Origin of the sequence: Amycolatopsis sp. EV170708-02-1, from assembly GCF_022479115.1 — a bacterium.
Taxonomy (GTDB): Bacteria; Actinomycetota; Actinomycetes; order Mycobacteriales; family Pseudonocardiaceae; genus Amycolatopsis.
The window spans coordinates 6,270,785-6,287,176 of sequence record NZ_CP092497.1 but is presented as its reverse complement, the minus strand read 5'-3'; the positions used below and the strand labels follow the sequence as shown (position 1 = coordinate 6,287,176).

The following is a 16,392-nucleotide window of genomic DNA, read 5'->3' as shown; positions in this document are numbered from 1 at the left end:
AAATGGAGGACGGCCATGTCGAACCGTCGCCCCGCCGGGGCCTTCGCCCTACTCGCCGCGTTGGCCGGTGCGCTGGTCGCCGCCGTGCTCGGCTTCCTCACCTTCGGCGCGCAGGCCACCGTGGCGCCCGACGGAATCCCTCTCGCCGTGGCCGCGCCCCCGGGACCGCTCCAGGCGGCCGCGAACGGGATCGCCTCCCAGGGCGGAGGACAGGTCTCGTGGCGGGTGACCTCGCCCGAGGAAGGCCGGAAACTGTTGGAGGACAAGGAGGTCTACGGCGTCCTCGAACTTCCGTCGACGGTCGTGCTCTCCGGGGCGGTGAACCCGTCCGGGACGCAGCTCGCGCAGCAGGCGCTGTCCGGCGCCGCACAGGCTCTCGGCGGGACACCGAAGATCGAGACGCTGCATCCGGCGAGCGCGGCGGGCCGGGTCGCGCCGCTCGCGCTGAGCGCGCTGGCGTGGGTCGGCTGCCTGATCGCGGGCGCCGTGCTGGTACTGGCCGGACAGCGAACCGGCCGGGACGCGGGAGCCGCCGCGCGCTTCACGCAGATCGTTTCGGCGGGGGTGCTGGTCACCGCCGTGCTGGCCGGTTTCCTGAAACTGTGGGACTCCGCGCTCCCGCTCGGCTGGGACGTCCTCGGCTTCCTTTTCCTGGCCTCCACCGGATTCGCCGCCCTGCAGACCGGGCTGCTGAGGCTGCTGGGCGTGCGGGCGATGGCGATCCTCGGCCCGCTGTATCTGGTCGCGCCCGCCGTCGCGGGTCAGGTGCCGGAATTGCTGAACCCCGCGTACCGCGCGGTGCTGTGGTCCTGGACGCCGTTCCGGTTCTCGGCGGAAGGGCTCCGGAGCCTGCTGCAGGGCGTGCCCGGCGCGCCGGACGTCACGACCGGGGTGTGGGTGCTCGCCGGGCTGCTCGTGGCAGGACTGGTGCTCGCGCTGTGGCCGGGCCGGTCAGCCCTCCAGAAGACTGAAACGGACGCGCCGGACCGGGTTGTCCAGGTTGGTGTCCACTAGGCAGACCGACTGCCAGGTGCCCAGCGTCATCACCCCGCCGAGCACCGGGATCGTCGCGAACGGCGGCAGCAGCGCGGGCAGGACGTGGTCACGGCCGTGACCGGGACTGCCGTGCTGGTGCCGCCAGCGGCCGTCGCGGGGGAGCAGCTCGTCGAGCGCCGTGAGCAGGTCTTCGTCGCTGCCGGCGCCGGTCTCGAGGATCGCCAGCCCGGATGTCGCGTGCGGGACGAAGACGTGCAGGATCCCGTCCTCGGCGTCCGCGTCGCGCAGGAAGGCCTCGGCGTCCTTGGTCAGGTCGTGCACCACGGCCACGCTGCCGGTGCGCACCTCGATCTCCGTGGAGTACATGCTCTTCACGGTAGTGCCCCGAAGCGGGCGACGTAGTGCCAGACGCGTTTGAGGGCCTGCTGGTCGAGGTGCCGGGCTTCGCCGAGGACACGCGGGTCGAGATGGCCGTCTTCGGCCAGCGCCAGGCCGAGTTCGACGAATTCGGCGCCGCGGTACGCCGGGTGCCGTTCGAGTTCTTCGATGGACAGGCGGAAACCCGGATGCCATTCGACCGGGCAGCTGAGCCGTGAAGCGGCCTTCTCCACGTCGGTGCCGCGGTGGCTCGGGTCGAGAACCAGGGCTTCGACGTCCGTCGCGAGGTCGACAGGGCCGTGGACGTGTGCCTCGATGTAGTCGTCGAGAAGGTCGGTGTCGTCTTGCTCCGCCAGCTCGATCAGTGCGGAAACCCTGGTGCCGTGGCCGAAATCCGCCGGATCCAGCACGCTGTCCGGGTAGCAGAACGTCGTCCTGCCGAGGGTGTGCGCGGCCATGCGGAAGTGGGCGGAGCCGAATCTCGGCGCGCCGCCGACCGCGCGGCGGCGGAAGTTCAGCGCGCCGTACTTCGGCCGTTCGGCCGCGGGCGCGTCGTCGTAGGCGCCGCCGAACATCCGGCTTTCCCAGTGCCAGCGATCTCCGCCGGGACGCGCGGTGAGCCCTCCGTTGCTCGTCCCGGTTTCGAACTGGTTGCGGTAGAAGCCGTCTTCGGCCATCGCGTCGAGCAGCGGACGTCCGTCCACTGTGGATCTGTCGGGGTGGAAGTGCAGCGTCACCGGCAGCGCGGCCTCGTGCCCGCCGCGGGTCTTCGCCGCGACGTACGCGAGGGCCCGGGACTTCATCACCCGAGTATCAGGCGTGCCGCCGGGCCAAGGCGACCAGATATCGGACCGGTTCCGCGGTCGGGTTGACGTAGGCGCAGGGCTGCGGGGTGCCGAGCTGCAGGCAATCACCCGCGTCGAGTTCGTGCTCGACATCGCCCTCGCGGAACCGCAGATGCCCGTCGAGCACCCAGATCTGGTGATGGGTCAGCACGTAGGTGTGGGCGGGGAAGGCGACTTCGGCGCCCGCCGGCAGCACGACCTCGACCAGCTCCAGCGGCCCGCCGAGCGAAGGTGAGACCGCGCGGCGCACGTACCCGGTGTCGGGGTCGGTCCAAGCCGGCTGATCGGCGGCGCGCACGAGCCGCCGGTCGCCGTGTTCGGCGCGTGCGATCAGCTCGGACAACGTCATGCCGAGCGCGGCGGAAAGCCTGCTGAGCAGGACCGCCGTCGGCTGCGCCTCGCCGCGTTCGATCTTGCCGATCATCGCCCTGGACACGCCAGAGGACTCGGCGAGGGCGTTGGCCGAAAGGTTCTGATCGAGCCTCGCGGACTGGAGCGTCGCGGCGAGCGACGCGGACAAGGGATCCGACATGCTGCTCACTATAGTGGCAGCCTCGGTTACTATGGTCGCCATGGTGATCAGGGAAGCGACGGAAGCCGACGCGACGGCCTGCGCGGAGATCTACGCGCCGTATGTCACCGACACGGTGATCTCGTTCGAAACCGAGCCGCCCAAACCGGACGAGATGGCCGAGCGCATCGCCAAGGCGCAGAAATCACACGCGTGGCTCGTGCTCGAAGACGACGAAGGCCGCGTCGTCGGCTACGCCTACGGAGGCCCTTTCAGCGGCCGGCCGTCGTATCGCTGGTCTTGCGAGGTCAGCATCTATCTGGAGCTCGGCCGCCGGAGGACCGGCGGCGGGCGCGCGCTCTATCAGGCGCTGCTGGACGCGCTGGCGTCGCGCGGTTTCCGGAACTTCTGCGCGGGGATGGTGCTGCCGAACGACGCGAGCGCCGGGCTGCACCGCTCGCTCGGATTCGAGCCGGTGGGGACGTACCGGCGGATCGGCCACAAGCACGGGGCCTGGCGGGATGTCGCTTGGGTGCAGCTCTGCCTGCCGGAGGTGGACGGGCCCCCAGCGGAGCCGCGGTGATCCGGGGGCTGAAGGACGCTTTCCCCGCATGCGATGCAGTGAAAGCGTCCTTCGCCGCGTGAGATGCGGGGAAAGGCCCCTTCAGCCCCGCCTAAGACTCCAGGTACCGCAGCACGGCGAGAACCCGCCGGTTGTCCCCTTCGGACTGTGGCAGCGCCAGCTTCCCGAAGATGCTCGACACGTACTTCTCCACCGAGCCCGCCGAAAGGAACAGCGCCGCCGCGATGGCCGAGTTCGACCGGCCCTCGGCCATCAACCCCAGCACCTCACGCTCCCGCGGCGTCAGCCCCGCGAGCGCGTCCGTCTTCCGGGTGGCGGTGAACAGCTGACTGACCACTTCCGGGTCGAGCACCGTCTCGCCCTCGGCGACCCGGCGGAGCGCGTCCAGGAAGTCCGACACCTCCGCGACACGGTCCTTCAGCAGATAGCCGACGCCGCCCGCGCGATCGGCCAGGAGCTCCGTCGCGTACTGCGTCTCGACGTACTGCGAGAACAGCAGGATCGCGCACCCCGGCAGCTCCGCGCGCAGCGCGATGGACGCGCGCAGCCCTTCGTCCGTGTGCGTCGGCGGCATCCGGATATCCACAATGGACACGTCCGGCCGATGTTCGCGAACCGCCGCGCACAGGCTGTCGCCGTCGGCGACGGCCGCGACGACCTCGTGCCCCCGAAGGTTCAGCAGTTCGACGAGCCCCGCCCGGAGGATGGCCGAATCCTCCGCGATCACGACGCGCACGCCGCCCCCTATTTCCGTATCGGTATTTCCGCGCTGATCACCGTAGGCCCCCGACAGGGCTGTCGATGTCGAGCCCGCCGTCCACCGTCGCGAGCCGCTCGGCGATCCCGGCGAGCCCTCCGCCGCGCACCGGCCGGGCCCCGCCTTCGCCGCCGTCGCGCACCACGAGCCGCAGGCCTTCGCCGACGATACCCACGTCGACCTCGATCGCGGCGGAAGTGTGTTTGGCGGCATTCGTCAGCAGTTCGGCGACGGTGAAGTAGGCGATGGTCTCGATCGACGGGGACGGCCTGCTCGGGAGGTCCACGGTGATCCGCGCGTCGATGCCCGAGCCCGCGGCCAAAGTGGACAGCGCGACGTCGAGGCCGGCGTCGAGCGCGGCGGGATGGATGCCGCGGGCGAGGTCGCGCAGTTCGACGAGTGCCTGTTTCGCGTTGGCGTGCGCGGCGGTGACCAGGGCGGTGACCTGCTCGATGTCGCCGCCACCGGCCAGTTCGTCCTTCGCGATGCCGAGCTTCATCGCCAGCGCCACCAGCTGCGCCTGCGCGCCGTCGTGCAGGTCGCGTTCGATCCGGCGCAGCCGCCGGGTCGCGTCGTCGACCGCGGTCGCGCGGCTGCGTTCGAGATCGCGCACACGCTTCGAAAGGTCCTCGGTGCCGAGGACGCCTCGCACCAGCAGACGGTCGAACTCGGTGAGACCGCGGACCACCCACGGCATCGCCAGCAGGACGGCCAGCCCGGTGACGGCGAGCGGCAGGGTGAGGGGCCAGGTGTCGACGCGCAGGTCGAACGTCGGCATGGCCTCACCGTTCAGGGTGAACCAGAACAGCGGATAGGTCAGCGTGCTCACCGCGTACACGAACAGCGACACGACCAGGAAGAACTCGATGAACGAGAGCGGCAGCCGGATCACCAGGTAGGCGATCGACCGCCAGCCGAGCGGATCCCCGAGCCTGCCTTTGACGCCGTTCCAGAGGCCTGGCCGCGGTTCGGGCCGGGCGGGCGGGGTGACCGTCGTCCCGAGCAGGGCACGCGCCAGGCCGATATGGGCGATGCCGATGAGCCTCGCGCCCGCCAGGACGCCGATCAGCACCGGAACCCCGATGGTCAGCAGGCTCAGGCCCGCCCGAGGAGCAGCCCGATGACCACGAGCGCCGCGAACGCCAGCGTCAGCGGCGCGCCGATGAGCACCCAGGCCAGCTCGCCCCAGTACGCGCGGTTCAGCTGTGCGCTGAGGACGCGGCCAAGCAGGGCGGGGCGGGTGATCACGGCTTCAGCTTGCCGTGGCCACCCGCCCCGTGCCCATCCAGGTTTCCCTAGTCTTCGCGCTGCTGCCGGGTACGTCGCGAAAGCCACTTTCGCGACATGCCCGGCCGTGTTCCGCGAGCCTTGTGCGCGGTCTTACCGCCAGGACACGCCCTAGTCTTCGCGGCTCTCGTCCGCCTTCGCCCGCTGGGACGCCTCGCGCATCTCGATGACGTCCGTCAGCCAGTCGCCGGTCTCGCGGGCGATGTCCCGGATCGCGCCGGTGATGATCGTCGCGATGTTGCCGATATGGGTGGCCGCGGACTCGGTGACCTCTTGGACCACGTCCTTGGTGCTTTCGAACTGACCGACCATGTCAGACACCTTAAGCCGCTCGGAGGGTCTTGTCGCTCTCCACGGTAGCGGGCGTGCGGGGCTCGCCGTTCCACGGCAGGGCGAGTTTCACGATCTTCTTGGCCACCGAGAACAGCTGCCTGTGCAGAGGGCCGGTGTTGTACGGCAGGCCGTACTTCTCGCAGATCGCCCGCACCTCGCCCGCGATCTCCGGGTAGCGGCGCGCCGGGATGTCCGGGAACAGATGGTGCTCGATCTGGTGCGAGAGGTTCCCGGTCATGATGTGGAAGAGCTTGCCGCCGGTGATGTTCGCCGAGCCGAGGATCTGCCGCAGGTACCACTGGCCGCGCGACTCGTTCTCGGTCTCCTCCTCGGTGAAGCTCTCGACGTCGGCGGGGAAGTGCCCGCAGAAGATGATCGAGAACGCCCACAGGTTGCGCGTCAGGTTCGCGGTGGCGTTGCCGAGGAAGGTCAGCGGCGCGAGCGGACCGGTCAGCAGCGGGAAGAGTACGTAGTCCTTGCCGACCTGACGCCCCGCCTTGCGCACGATCTTCCGCAGCACCGGCTTGTTCTCGGCCCAGGTGCGTTCGCCCTTGGCGACCCGGTCGACCTCGAGGTCGTGCAGCATGACGCCCCACTGGAAGAACAGCGCGAGCAGCGTCGCGTACACCGGGTTGCCCAGGTAGTACGGGTTCCACTTCTGCGCCGGGTCCATCCGCAGGATGCCGTAACCGATGTCGCGGTCCTTGTCGAGGATGTTGGTGTAGGTGTGGTGGATGTAGTTGTGGGAATGGCGCCAGTTCTCCGAAGGCGCGACGGTGTCCCATTCGAACTGCTGGGAGCTCAGCGCCGGGTCGCGCGTCCAGTCGTACTGGCCGTGCATGACGTTGTGGCCGATCTCCATGTTGTCGAGGATCTTCGCCACGGAAAGCGCGGCGACCCCGGCGACCCAGGCGGGCGGGAAGAATCCGGCGAACAGCAGCCCGCGGCCGGCGACCTCGAGCGCGCGCTGGGTCTTGATGACGTTGTGGATGTAGTCGACGTCCACCTGGCCGAGATCGGCGACGATCCGCTGCCTGATCTCGTCCAGTTCGCGGCCGAAGTCCTCGACCTGCTGTGGGGTCAGCTTGTCCTGCAAGCCGGTCATGGCCTGCTCCTTTCTAAGCGTTGATCTCGACGTCCCCGACCGGGACGGAGATGCAGAGCTGGATCTCTTCGTTCTCTTCGCTGGAGGTCTCGCCGGTCTTGGCGTTGCGCACACAGCCGGAGGTCTTGATCTGCGTGCACGAGAAGCAGATGCCCATCCGGCAGCCGTGTTCCGGGCGCAGTCCCGCTTCTTCGGCCTGCTCCAGCAACGGTTTCCCGGAGTTGGCGACCTCGCGGCCGCTGCGCGCGAACCGCACCTGTCCTTCGGCGCTTTCGGTGTCGAAGGTGAGCGCCGGCGGGGTGAACTCCTCGGTGTGCAGATGTGCACCGATGCCGTCGGCCTCGAAAACCTCGCGGACCGAGTCCATCAGCGGCTTCGGACCGCACAGGAAGGTTTCGGCGTCGGGGTACCACGGAGCGGCCTCCGCGAGGTGCTCCTTGGAGAAGAACCCGTGCAGATCGCCGCCGGTCTTGGCGTGAGTGAACGCGTGTACCACCCGCAGACCGGGCAGGCGGCGGGCGAGGTCGGCGAGCTCGGCGCGGTAGAGGGCGTCTTCGGCGCCGTTGGAGTAGTGCAGGAAGGCGAGATCGCCCTCGTACTTCTCGTCGGCCAGCGTGCGCAGCATCGACAAGACCGGGGTGATCCCGCTCCCGCCGCTCAGCAGCAGGATCCGCCGAGGCCGCGGCGAAGGCAGGGTGAACTCACCGTCCGCAGTGGACAGTCCGAGCACCGAGCCGAGGGTGACCGTGCGGTTCAGATGCCGTGAGACGAGGCCCTGCGGATCGGCCTTGATGGTCAGTTCCAGTGAGCCGTCGTGCTCCGAACCGGCCGGTGAGTAGCAGCGGGTGCGGCGGACGCCGTCGATCTCGACGGTCACCCGCACGTACTGGCCGGCGAGGTGGCCGCGCCAGGCCCGGCTCGGCCGGATGGTCAGCGTGACCGTGTCGGGCGTCTGCCGCCGGACGCCGGTGACCAGGCCGCGGACCTCGCGGCGGACCAGCATCGGGTCGACGAGTTCGAGGTAGCGGTCCATGCCGTGGGGCGTGAGCAGGGCCTCGGCCAGCGAGGCCAGCCGCCTGGCCCTGCGCGGTACCAGTGCCGTCATCACTTCTCCCGGATTCAGTGAACGCTTGTACACTGAATAGTGAAGTGGTGAAGATCCCGCTTGTCAACGCGAGAGGAGGGCGATGTGACGTGAGTGATAGTGCGGAGGCGATTACGCTGTCGGTCGTGACAACGGAGCCCGTTTCCCGGCAGGAGCGCAAACAGCGCACGCGGCAGGCACTGCTGGACGCGGCGCTCGACCTGGTCGCGGAACGCGGGTTCTCCGGGCTCAGCCTGCGCGAGGTCGCGAAACAGGCCGGGATCGTGCCGACGGCGTTCTATCGCCATTTCGCGTCGATGGACGAACTCGGCGTGGCGCTGGTCGAGGAGTCGATGCGCACCTTGCGCACGATGATCCGTTCCGCGCGGACGAGGCCGTCGGCGTACAACGACATGATCCGCTCGTCGGTGCGCGTCCTGCGCGAGCACGTGCGGGCGCACGAGGACCATTTCCACTTCCTGACCAGGGAGCGCTACGGCGGCACCGGCCCGGTCCGGCAGGCGATCGGCTTCGAACTCAAGCTCTTCGTCAGCGAGCTCGCCGTCGACCTCGCGCGCTTCGACTTCCTCCGCGACTGGAGCACCGAAGATCTGCACCTGCTCGCCGACCTGATCGTGACGACGATGCTCACGACGGTGCTGGAGCTGCTCGAAACCCCTTCGCGTGACGACGAGATCGTGCGCACGGCCGAACGGCGGCTGCGGCTGATCTTCCTGGGCGTGCCGAACTGGCGCAGCGTTCCGTGATGCGGAAACCGTTGCCCTGCAAGGCGGGCTGAAAGCGTCCTTCACCGCGTGACACGCGGTGAAGGACGCTTTCGTCACGTCGGATGCGGGGAAAGTCCCCTTCGGCCCCGGCCCTATGACATCGCGCACCTGGATCGATGGCTGGATCGATCGTGATGAGTGATGTCACGGAAAGATGCCGCCCGGATACGTTCAGCCAGGAAAGTTGTCGGCCGGACGTGGTAAACAGTGCGGGTTCGTGTGGTCCTCTCCAGCGAGGAGGTCGCCTGTGGCGGCAGAGAACGAGCAGCTCACGGTCGGCGTGGTCCGGGAAACCGGACAAGGTGAACGTCGCATCGCGCTGGTACCGAAACTCATCGAGCGCGTCCGCGGACGCGGACTGCGGGTGGTGGTCGAGCCCGGCGCGGGCGCCGGCGCGCTGCTCGCCGACGAGACCTTCGTACAGGCGGGCGCGGTGATCGGCGACCCGTGGGATGCCGACATCGTGGTGAAGGTGGCGCCTCCGAGCGCGGCCGAAGTCGCGAAGCTCAAACAGGGCACCATTCTCATCGGCTTCCTGAATCCGAGGGGTGATCCCGACGGGATAGCGGCGCTCGAAGCGGCGGGCGTCCGCGCCTTCGCCGTCGAGGCGATCCCGCGGATCTCCCGCGCGCAGGCGATGGACGCGTTGTCGTCACAGAGCAGCGTGGCGGGTTATCGCGCCGTCCTCCTCGCGGCGGAAAAGCTCACCCGCTTCTTCCCGATGCTCACCACCGCCGCCGGAACCGTGCCACCGGCGAAGGTGCTCGTGCTCGGCGCCGGCGTCGCGGGGCTGCAGGCCTTGGCGACGGCGAAACGGCTCGGCGCGCAGACCACGGGATACGACGTCCGGCCCGAGGTCGGCGAGCAGGTGAAGTCGCTCGGCGCGAAATTCCTCGACCTCGGTATCGAGGCGGTCGGCGAAGGCGGGTACGCCCGCGAGCTGACCGACGAGGAAAAGGCCGAGCAGCAACGCAGGCTCACCGAGGCGATCACGAAGTTCGACGCCGTGATCACCACGGCGCTCGTCCCCGGCCGCCGGGCACCGGTCCTCGTCACCGCCGACGCGGTGAAGGGGATGCCCGCCGGTGGTGTCGTGGTCGACCTCGCCGGCGAGTCCGGCGGCAACTGCGAACTGACGAAACCGGGCGAGGAGGTCGTCGAGCACGACGTCACCATCTGCTCGCCGCTCAACCTCGCCGCGGAGATGCCCGCGCATTCCAGCGAGCTCTACGCGCGCAACGTCACCGAGTTGCTGGAACTGCTCGTCGACTCCGAAGGCAAGCTCGCGCTCGACTTCTCGGACGAGATCGTCGCTGGGGCCTGCGTCGCCGGAAAAGAAGAAGGAGGCGAGTGATGCTCGTCGGCAGTTTGGCGATCCTCGTACTCGCCGGATTCGTGGGCTTCACGGTCATTTCCAAGGTGCCCAACACGTTGCACACCCCGCTCATGTCGGGCACCAACGCGATCCACGGCATCGTCCTGCTGGGCGGGCTGATCGTGCTCGGCCTCGGGGTCGACGGCGTATTGAACAAGATCCTGCTGGTGATCGCGATCGCCTTCGGCACGATCAACGTGGTCGGCGGCTTCCTCGTCACCGACCGGATGCTCTCGATGTTCAAGGCGAAGAAGCCGGAAGACGGTGGTGACAAGTGACGACCTTCATCGCCGTCCTCTACATCATTTCCTTCGCCCTGTTCATCTACGGCCTCATGGGCCTGACCGGTCCGCGCACGGCGGTCCGCGGCAACTGGATCGCCGCCGTCGGTATGGGCATCGCGGTGATCGCGACGCTGCTGACCCCGGGCATGAGCAACTGGCTGCTCATCGCGCTCGGCGTGGCGATCGGTGTCGTCGTCGGCGTGCCGTCCGCGCGCAAGGTGAAGATGACCGCGATGCCGCAGATGGTGGCGCTGTTCAACGGCGTCGGCGGCGGGGCGGTCGCGCTCATCGCGTGGGTCGAGTTCCGCACTACCGAGGGCTACGCGCACGAGCCGGCGTACGTCGCGATCGCGTCGTTGTTCGCCGCGATCGTCGGTTCGGTGTCCTTCTGGGGCTCGAACATCGCGTTCGGGAAACTGCAGGAACTCATCTCCGGCCGTCCGATCACCCTGGGCAAACTGCAGCAGCCGGTGAACGCGCTGGTGCTGATCGCCGCGATCGTGCTCGCGGTCGTCATCGCGAGCGGCGGCGACGCCGAACTGCTGATGATCGGCCTGCTGGTCGCGGCGGGCATCCTCGGTGTGGTGGTCGTGCTGCCGATCGGCGGCGCGGACATGCCGGTCGTCATCTCGTTGCTGAACGCGCTCACCGGCTTGTCGGCCGCGGCGATGGGGCTCGCGCTCGACAACACCGCGCTGATCGTGGCGGGCATGATCGTCGGCGCTTCGGGTTCCATCCTGACGAACCTGATGGCGAAGGCGATGAACCGGTCGATCCCGGCCATCGTCGCCGGCGGGTTCGGCGGCGGCACGGCGGTCGCGAGCGGCGGATCTGGCGAGGTCCGGCCGGTCCGCAGCACCAGCGCTTCCGACACCGCGATCCAGATGGCGTACGCCAACAAGGTCGTGGTCGTGCCCGGGTACGGCATGGCCGTCGCGCAGGCGCAACACGTCGTCCGCGAGATGGCGAAACTGCTGGAGGCCAAGGGGATCACGGTCGCGTACGCCATCCACCCGGTGGCCGGCCGGATGCCGGGGCATATGAACGTGCTCCTCGCCGAGGCCGACGTCCCGTACGAGCAGCTCAAGGAGATGGACGAGATCAACTCCGAGTTCGCCCAGACCGACGTCGCGCTGGTGATCGGCGCGAACGACGTCACGAACCCGGCCGCGGAGACCGATCCGGGCTCGCCCATCTACGGGATGCCGATCCTCAAGGTGAACCACAGCCGGTCGGTGATCGTGCTCAAACGCGGGATGAGCTCGGGCTTCGCCGGCATCGACAACGAGCTCTTCTACGATGCGAAGACAAGCATGCTCTTCGGCGACGCCAAATCGTCGGTGGGCGAGATCGTGGAGGAACTCAAAGCACTGTGAGTGGTCCCTCGGAAGTCGTCGCCTCGTTCGACGACCCGGCCGACAACCTCGCGTTCGACGAAGCCCTCCTGCGCGCCGCACCGGAGGCGCCGGTCCTGTGGATCTGGCGCAACACCGACTGTGTGGTCGTGGGGCGGGGGCAGAAGATCGAACGCGAGGTCAAGGCCGACGTCTGCGCGGGCGACGGCGTCCCGGTGCTGCGCCGCGCGAGCGGTGGCGGCACCGTGTTCCACGATCCCGGCAATCTCAACATCACGCTGGTCCTGCCGGGGCCGTCGGACAGACCGTTGGCAGCGCTCGGGGAACTGATGACCGCGACGGTGGCCGAACTCGGGCTGCCGTCGCGGCTCGGTGATCGAGGTCTGTTCGTCGGTGACGCGAAGCTGTGCGGTTTCGCCGTCTTCCGGACGAGAACGGGCTTGCTCGCGCACTCCACCCTGCTCGTTTCGACCGCCGCCGAACGGGTCGGCCGGTACCTCACCTCGGCGCCCGCGGATCCCCGCCCGCTCGACTCCCACCGGAGCCGGGTCGCGTCGCTCGCCGAGCACGGCCTGCGTAAAGGTGTTGCCGACGTCACGGCCGCCGTCCGCGTGGCGGCGGCCGCGCAACTGGGTGAACTCGCCACCCGGAAGCCCTCGGACGAGGAGCTGGAGTGGCACCGCTCGCTCCAGCACACGCGGTACCACTACCCGGAATGGCATGCCGAAGGCGCTCAGCGTGTGCGGCCTCGTGAGTGGTAAGGACGGTTAGAACCGTCCTTACCACTCACGAGACTTGACATAAATGGCCCCCTTCGCGCGATTACGCGAAGGGGGCCATTTGCTTTTGGCGGAATTACTTTTCGGTGGCCGAGAAAGTGACGGCGGGCACCTTGCGGGCGGCGCGCGTGGTCTTCTTCGGCTCGGTGGCCTTCTTCGCCGGAGCCTTGGCCGCGGCCTTCGGCGCCGCCTTGGTGGCTGTCGTCTTCGCGGCGGTCGTCTTGGCCGCGGCCTTCGGAGCGGCCTTCGCGGCCGTCGTCTTGGTGGTGGCCTTCGATGCCGTCTTGGCCGGGGTCTTCGCCGCGGCCGCGGCCTTCGCGCGGCCGGCCGGAGCCTTGGCCGCCGTGGTCTTCGCCGCCGCGCCGCGGGTGGTCTTCGCCTTGGCCGCGGTGGCTTTCGCCGTGGTCTTGGCGGGAGTCTTGGCCTCCGCCTTGGGAGCGGCGGCCTTCTTCACGGCGGCGGGTTTGCGGCCGGCGACACCCTTGGCGGCGGGCTTGCGGCCCGGCTTCGCGGCGGTCTTCGCCTCGGCCTTCGCCGCGGTGGCCGCGGTCTTCGGGGTCGACTTCGACACCCGCGCGCCCTTGGGCCGCTGCACGACCCGCGGCCGCAATTTGCGTCCGCCGATCCGGCGGCCGTTCTCCACATAGGCACGCAGGATTTCCCGGAGTGCGGTGGCGTTGTCGGCCGAAAGGTCGATGTCGTAAGCGATTCCGTCCAAACCGAAAGCGACCGTTTCCTCGGCCGCCTCGCCGGTCAGATCATCCAGCAAATGCACAGCAGTGTTCCTGGCCATGAAAAACCTCCCGCGCTCGATCGTTCTACTGCGTAACCGGCACGGTGAAACCTGAACCCGCGGCTGATGACTCACGCAGCGACACGAGGATAGCGGCAGGTTGCGCGAAGCTGCGCGGTGGTGTGCGCTGAATGCATGTCAGCACAGGATTTTGACGTGATCGTGATCGGAGGCGGCCCGGTCGGCGAGGTCGCCGCCGAACGGGCGGCGCGCGGCGGCCTTCGGGTCGCGCTCGTCGAACACGAACGCTTCGGCGGCGAATGTTCTTACTGGGCCTGCATTCCGAGCAAGGCGTTGCTGCGGCCGGGGAACCTCCTCGCCGCCGCCAAACGGGTCCCCGGTGTCCCGGTGGGCGAGGCGGTCGACCCGGCCGCGGTGTTCGCGCGCCGGGACTGGTTCACCGGCAAGGGAGACGACACCGGACAGGTCAAGTGGGCCGAAGGCGTCGGGATCGTCCCGATCCGCGGGCACGGCCGGATCACCGGTGAGCGGAAGGTCACGGTCGACGGAGGTGACGAGCTGACCGCGCGGCACGCCGTGATCGTCGCCACGGGCAGTGTCCCGCGGACGCCGTCGATCCCCGGACTGGACACGATTTCGCCGTGGGGTTCACGCGAGGCGACGTCGGCGGAAGCAGTCCCGCGCCGCCTCGGCGTGTTGGGCGGCGGTGTCGTCGGCGTCGAAATGGCGCAGGCCTTCGCCACGCTCGGCACCGAAGTCCACTTGATCATCTCGGGGGCGCGTCCCTTGCCGCGGCTGCCCGATTTCGCGGGCGACGCCGTCATCGCGGGGCTCCGCGAAGCCGGCGTCACCGTGCACACCGGCTCCGGTCTCGACTCCGTGTCCGCTGTGGACGGTGGTAAGGAACTGGCGTTGAAGGGTGGCGACCGGTTGGTCGTCGACGAACTGCTCGTCGCCACCGGCCGCCGTCCGGCGACCGACGGGCTCGGCGTGGAGACGGTGGGGCTCGAAGCGGGCACACCGCTCACGACCGACGACAACGGCCGTGTGTCCGCTGTGGACGGTGACTGGCTGTTCGCCGTCGGGGACGTCACCGGCCGGGCGCCGCTGACCCATCAGGGCAAGTACGCGGCCAGGGCCGCGGGTGACGCGGTGGCCGCGCAGGCGGCGGGCAAACCCGTCGACTCCGCCGCATGGAGCGCGCACAGCGCCACGGCCGATCACCACGCCGTCCCGCAGGTCGTGTTCACCGACCCGGAGGTCGCTTCGGTCGGGCTCGCCGGACCCGAGGAGGGCAAGCCGCATCGCGTCGTCGACATCGACATCGCGGTGGCCGGTTCGTCACTGCACGCGGACGGTTACGCGGGCAAGGCGCGCATCGTCGTCGACACCGAACGCGACGTCCTGGTCGGTGCGACCTTCGTCGGGCAGGACGTCGCCGAACTCCTGCATTCGGCGACGATCGCGATCGTCGGGGAGGTTCCGCTGCCGAGGCTGTGGCACGCTGTCCCGTCGTTCCCCACGATCAGCGAAGTGTGGTTGCGCCTGCTGGAGGCATCCGGCCTCTAGCCGTTGACGGGCAGTTCGAGCGCGGCCTTGGCACCGCGCACGAGGCCGGGATCGTCCGGAGTGGACGGTCCCGGCAGCCACACCACCTGGATCAGCCGGACCGATTTCCCGTCCAGGCTGCTCTGATAGGCGGCGCCTTCGAACACCGGCACTTCGCCCTGCCACTGGTTGGTCTCGGTGGCGAGATCGAGGATGCCGCCACCGCCGGGGGTGTCGGCGGTGGCCTTGAACGCGGTCGCCTGCTCGGTGTTCGGGAATTCCACGACGGCGATGGTCACCGCCGCGGCCCGGCCGTCGATGGAACTGGCGAAGCTGGCCCGTTTCACCGCCGAGCAACTCGTCTGCTGAAGGCTCGACTGGACGTCGCCGTACGCGTGCGACGCGCATTTCTGGTCCGCGGCCGACGCCCGCGAGGTGAACTGGATGTTCTCCACCGCGCTGCTGCTCGGCGGCGGGGGACTGGTCGCCGGGGTCGGCGGCGGGGGAGGCTGGGTGGACGCGGTGTCGTCGCCGCCGGAAGCCACGCTGATGGCCGCGATCAGCAGCACGATGAGCAAGCCGATCGCGGCGACCGGGAGCCATTTCACCGTCTTGGACTGTCGCGACGGCTTCGGGGCGGGCTCGGCGGGAGCGGCCGCCGCCGGGGCCTGCCGGACCGGGGGAACGGGCTTCGCGGGGCGGCCTGCTGAACGGGCGGGCGGGCTTGGCAGCGGCGGCCTGCTGAACGGGCGGGGCAGGCTTGACGGGAGGTGGGGGAGACACCGCCGGTTTCGCCGGTCTCTTGCCCTTCCCCGGATGCTGGACCGGGACCGTCGGCGCGATCGCGACGAGCGGGTTCTCGCGGATCACCGTCGGCTCGTCGTCGGAGTAGGCGCTGAACCCCTCCCCGAGCAACATCTCCTCGGGCATCGGCGGCGCGTCCGGCGCGAGCGCGGCGATCAGGTCCCGCGCCTGCTGGACCGAACGGGGCCGGGGCGCGGTGGCCAGGGAGACCGTCGCGGCGAGCATCGTCGTCGCCGTCGGATACAGGACGCGGACCGAACCGGCGAGATCCGCGGCGGGCTGGTCGACCGTCTCCACGTAGGGGCCGACGGCGATGATCGTGCCGATCGGCCCGGCGCCGGGAGCGACGTCGGCGATCTTGTGCGTGCACGCGGCGGACAGCGAGAGCGCGTCCGTGGCCGGGTTGATCGAGGTGTCGCCGTGGACCAGCGGCCAGCCATCGGCCTTCCACGGTCCGCCGAGCGGGGCTTCGAGTTTCAGCGCCGGGTCCGGCAGGTCGACCCCGATGACGATGAGGACACCCTTCGGCATGACCACGACGGCTTCGACGGGCCGTCCCTCGACCGGGCTGGCGCCGATCAGCGCGACCCCGCCGACGACAGTGCTGCCCCGGCCGAGTGAAGCCAGCGCGGCGCGGACGTCCTCGGCCACCCGGGACGGCTGTTGAGCGAGGCGAACGAGTCGCACCGAACCCCTCCCCATCTCGTCGGTCTCGCTGCACAAACTAGCGCCTCCATACGGACTAATGGGGAGACACGTCCCAGGTAGGCGCCGTGATGTTGCTCCGAAAAGTTGTAATGCACGTGAGCACCGTCACCCGTCCGGG

At 69.3% G+C, this 16,392-nt stretch carries 21 protein-coding genes; 10 read left to right on the top strand and 11 right to left on the bottom strand.

Going from position 1 to position 16,392, the window contains the following annotated elements; translation table 11 throughout:
• The first annotated feature begins 15 nt into the window (after positions 1–15).
• Positions 16–1,014, top strand: coding sequence for an ABC transporter permease (locus tag MJQ72_RS28450; protein ID WP_240594168.1), 999 nt, complete (start codon positions 16–18; stop codon positions 1,012–1,014).
• Here MJQ72_RS28450 and MJQ72_RS28445 read toward each other — a convergent pair.
• The 3 genes from MJQ72_RS28445 to MJQ72_RS28435 are packed head-to-tail and all read right to left on the bottom strand — an operon-like array spanning position 952 to position 2,751.
• Positions 952–1,362, bottom strand: a complete 411-nt coding sequence (locus tag MJQ72_RS28445; protein WP_126736027.1) for a secondary thiamine-phosphate synthase enzyme YjbQ — start codon at positions 1,360–1,362, stop codon at positions 952–954. The two genes, MJQ72_RS28450 and MJQ72_RS28445, sit on opposite strands and share 63 nt — an antisense overlap.
• 5 nt (positions 1,363–1,367) lie before the next feature.
• Positions 1,368–2,177 (bottom strand): DUF3626 domain-containing protein, encoded by an 810-nt coding sequence (locus MJQ72_RS28440; protein ID WP_240594167.1) that lies wholly within the window; start codon positions 2,175–2,177, stop codon positions 1,368–1,370.
• A 10-nt stretch (positions 2,178–2,187) separates the two neighbouring features.
• A complete protein-coding gene (locus tag MJQ72_RS28435; protein ID WP_240594166.1) occupies positions 2,188–2,751 on the bottom strand; it encodes an XRE family transcriptional regulator in 564 nt (187 codons plus the stop codon).
• 31 nt (positions 2,752–2,782) lie between these two features.
• Here MJQ72_RS28435 and MJQ72_RS28430 point away from each other — a divergent pair, with 31 nt between their 5' ends.
• Entirely contained in the window at positions 2,783–3,313 is a 531-nt protein-coding gene (locus tag MJQ72_RS28430) for a GNAT family N-acetyltransferase (protein WP_240594165.1), read from the top strand.
• Positions 3,314–3,404: 91 nt separating this feature from the next.
• Here MJQ72_RS28430 and MJQ72_RS28425 read toward each other — a convergent pair whose 3' ends face one another.
• The 6 genes from MJQ72_RS28425 to MJQ72_RS28400 all read right to left on the bottom strand — a co-directional run bounded on the left by MJQ72_RS28425 (position 3,405) and on the right by MJQ72_RS28400 (position 7,900).
• The gene (locus tag MJQ72_RS28425; protein WP_037342386.1) at positions 3,405–4,049 is read right to left on the bottom strand and encodes a response regulator transcription factor; all 645 of its coding nucleotides are present in this window, start codon (positions 4,047–4,049) and stop codon (positions 3,405–3,407) included.
• 37 nt (positions 4,050–4,086) lie between these two features.
• A complete protein-coding gene (locus MJQ72_RS28420; RefSeq protein ID WP_240594164.1) occupies positions 4,087–5,142 on the bottom strand; it encodes a sensor domain-containing protein in 1,056 nt (351 codons plus the stop codon).
• Between the two features lie 23 nt (positions 5,143–5,165).
• A complete protein-coding gene (locus MJQ72_RS28415; protein WP_240594163.1) occupies positions 5,166–5,318 on the bottom strand; it encodes a hypothetical protein in 153 nt (50 codons plus the stop codon).
• Between the two features lie 150 nt (positions 5,319–5,468).
• Positions 5,469–5,669, bottom strand: coding sequence for a hypothetical protein (locus tag MJQ72_RS28410; RefSeq protein ID WP_240594162.1), 201 nt, complete (start codon positions 5,667–5,669; stop codon positions 5,469–5,471).
• A gap of 10 nt (positions 5,670–5,679) precedes the next feature.
• On the bottom strand, positions 5,680–6,795 hold the full coding sequence (locus tag MJQ72_RS28405; RefSeq protein WP_240594161.1) for an acyl-CoA desaturase: 1,116 nt from the start codon (positions 6,793–6,795) through the stop codon (positions 5,680–5,682).
• A 13-nt stretch (positions 6,796–6,808) separates the two neighbouring features.
• Positions 6,809–7,900, bottom strand: coding sequence for a ferredoxin reductase (locus MJQ72_RS28400; protein WP_240594160.1), 1,092 nt, complete (start codon positions 7,898–7,900; stop codon positions 6,809–6,811).
• A gap of 125 nt (positions 7,901–8,025) precedes the next feature.
• Between MJQ72_RS28400 and MJQ72_RS28395 the strand changes: the two genes are divergently transcribed.
• The 5 genes from MJQ72_RS28395 (at position 8,026) to MJQ72_RS28375 (ending at position 12,442) form a co-directional block, all read left to right on the top strand.
• On the top strand, positions 8,026–8,646 hold the full coding sequence (locus tag MJQ72_RS28395) for a TetR family transcriptional regulator (RefSeq protein WP_396426883.1): 621 nt from the start codon (positions 8,026–8,028) through the stop codon (positions 8,644–8,646).
• A gap of 268 nt (positions 8,647–8,914) precedes the next feature.
• Positions 8,915–10,021 (top strand): Re/Si-specific NAD(P)(+) transhydrogenase subunit alpha, encoded by a 1,107-nt coding sequence (locus MJQ72_RS28390; protein ID WP_240594158.1) that lies wholly within the window; start codon positions 8,915–8,917, stop codon positions 10,019–10,021.
• On the top strand, positions 10,021–10,320 hold the full coding sequence (locus MJQ72_RS28385) for an NAD(P) transhydrogenase subunit alpha (protein WP_007032801.1): 300 nt from the start codon (positions 10,021–10,023) through the stop codon (positions 10,318–10,320). Before MJQ72_RS28390 ends, MJQ72_RS28385 begins: the two co-directional genes overlap by 1 nt.
• Positions 10,317–11,702 (top strand): NAD(P)(+) transhydrogenase (Re/Si-specific) subunit beta, encoded by a 1,386-nt coding sequence (locus MJQ72_RS28380; RefSeq protein WP_125737942.1) that lies wholly within the window; start codon positions 10,317–10,319, stop codon positions 11,700–11,702. Before MJQ72_RS28385 ends, MJQ72_RS28380 begins: the two co-directional genes overlap by 4 nt.
• Positions 11,699–12,442, top strand: coding sequence for a lipoate--protein ligase family protein (locus MJQ72_RS28375; RefSeq protein ID WP_240594157.1), 744 nt, complete (start codon positions 11,699–11,701; stop codon positions 12,440–12,442). The genes MJQ72_RS28380 and MJQ72_RS28375 overlap by 4 nt, the downstream gene beginning before the upstream one ends.
• A gap of 94 nt (positions 12,443–12,536) precedes the next feature.
• Here the strand turns inward: MJQ72_RS28375 and MJQ72_RS28370 are convergent, their stop codons facing one another.
• Entirely contained in the window at positions 12,537–13,253 is a 717-nt protein-coding gene (locus MJQ72_RS28370) for a histone-like nucleoid-structuring protein Lsr2 (protein WP_396426882.1), read from the bottom strand.
• Between the two features lie 156 nt (positions 13,254–13,409).
• Here MJQ72_RS28370 and MJQ72_RS28365 point away from each other — a divergent pair, with 156 nt between their 5' ends.
• Positions 13,410–14,783 carry an NAD(P)/FAD-dependent oxidoreductase gene (locus MJQ72_RS28365; protein ID WP_240594155.1) on the top strand — a complete coding sequence of 458 codons (1,374 nt, stop codon included), beginning with the start codon at positions 13,410–13,412 and terminating at the stop codon, positions 14,781–14,783.
• Here MJQ72_RS28365 and MJQ72_RS28360 read toward each other — a convergent pair.
• On the bottom strand, positions 14,780–15,370 hold the full coding sequence (locus tag MJQ72_RS28360; RefSeq protein WP_240594154.1) for a hypothetical protein: 591 nt from the start codon (positions 15,368–15,370) through the stop codon (positions 14,780–14,782). The two genes, MJQ72_RS28365 and MJQ72_RS28360, sit on opposite strands and share 4 nt — an antisense overlap.
• Before the next feature lie 152 nt (positions 15,371–15,522).
• Here MJQ72_RS28360 and MJQ72_RS44695 point away from each other — a divergent pair, with 152 nt between their 5' ends.
• Together MJQ72_RS44695 and MJQ72_RS28355 are read left to right on the top strand one after the other, a co-directional pair.
• Complete coding sequence (locus MJQ72_RS44695) at positions 15,523–15,654, top strand: hypothetical protein (RefSeq protein ID WP_256464089.1); 132 nt, start codon at positions 15,523–15,525, stop codon at positions 15,652–15,654.
• 225 nt (positions 15,655–15,879) lie between these two features.
• Complete coding sequence (locus MJQ72_RS28355; RefSeq protein ID WP_240594153.1) at positions 15,880–16,233, top strand: hypothetical protein; 354 nt, start codon at positions 15,880–15,882, stop codon at positions 16,231–16,233.
• Positions 16,234–16,392: the final 159 nt, after the last annotated feature.

What these genes read in the sequence shown, in the direction of transcription:
- MJQ72_RS28410 (WP_240594162.1), bottom strand. Translation starts at nt 5,669, where the DNA reads ATGGTCGGTCAGTTCGAAAGCACCAAGGACGTGGTCCAAGAGGTCACC.
- MJQ72_RS28430 (WP_240594165.1), top strand. Translation starts at nt 2,783, where the DNA reads ATGGTCGCCATGGTGATCAGGGAAGCGACGGAAGCCGACGCGACGGCC.
- MJQ72_RS28435 (WP_240594166.1), bottom strand. Translation starts at nt 2,751, where the DNA reads ATGTCGGATCCCTTGTCCGCGTCGCTCGCCGCGACGCTCCAGTCCGCG.
- MJQ72_RS28450 (WP_240594168.1), top strand. Translation starts at nt 16, where the DNA reads ATGTCGAACCGTCGCCCCGCCGGGGCCTTCGCCCTACTCGCCGCGTTG.
- MJQ72_RS28445 (WP_126736027.1), bottom strand. Translation starts at nt 1,362, where the DNA reads ATGTACTCCACGGAGATCGAGGTGCGCACCGGCAGCGTGGCCGTGGTG.
- MJQ72_RS28355 (WP_240594153.1), top strand. Translation starts at nt 15,880, where the DNA reads ATGATCGTGCCGATCGGCCCGGCGCCGGGAGCGACGTCGGCGATCTTG.
- MJQ72_RS28440 (WP_240594167.1), bottom strand. Translation starts at nt 2,177, where the DNA reads ATGAAGTCCCGGGCCCTCGCGTACGTCGCGGCGAAGACCCGCGGCGGG.
- MJQ72_RS28405 (WP_240594161.1), bottom strand. Translation starts at nt 6,795, where the DNA reads ATGACCGGCTTGCAGGACAAGCTGACCCCACAGCAGGTCGAGGACTTC.
- MJQ72_RS28385 (WP_007032801.1), top strand. Translation starts at nt 10,021, where the DNA reads ATGCTCGTCGGCAGTTTGGCGATCCTCGTACTCGCCGGATTCGTGGGC.
- MJQ72_RS28400 (WP_240594160.1), bottom strand. Translation starts at nt 7,900, where the DNA reads ATGACGGCACTGGTACCGCGCAGGGCCAGGCGGCTGGCCTCGCTGGCC.
- MJQ72_RS28370 (WP_396426882.1), bottom strand. Translation starts at nt 13,253, where the DNA reads ATGGCCAGGAACACTGCTGTGCATTTGCTGGATGATCTGACCGGCGAG.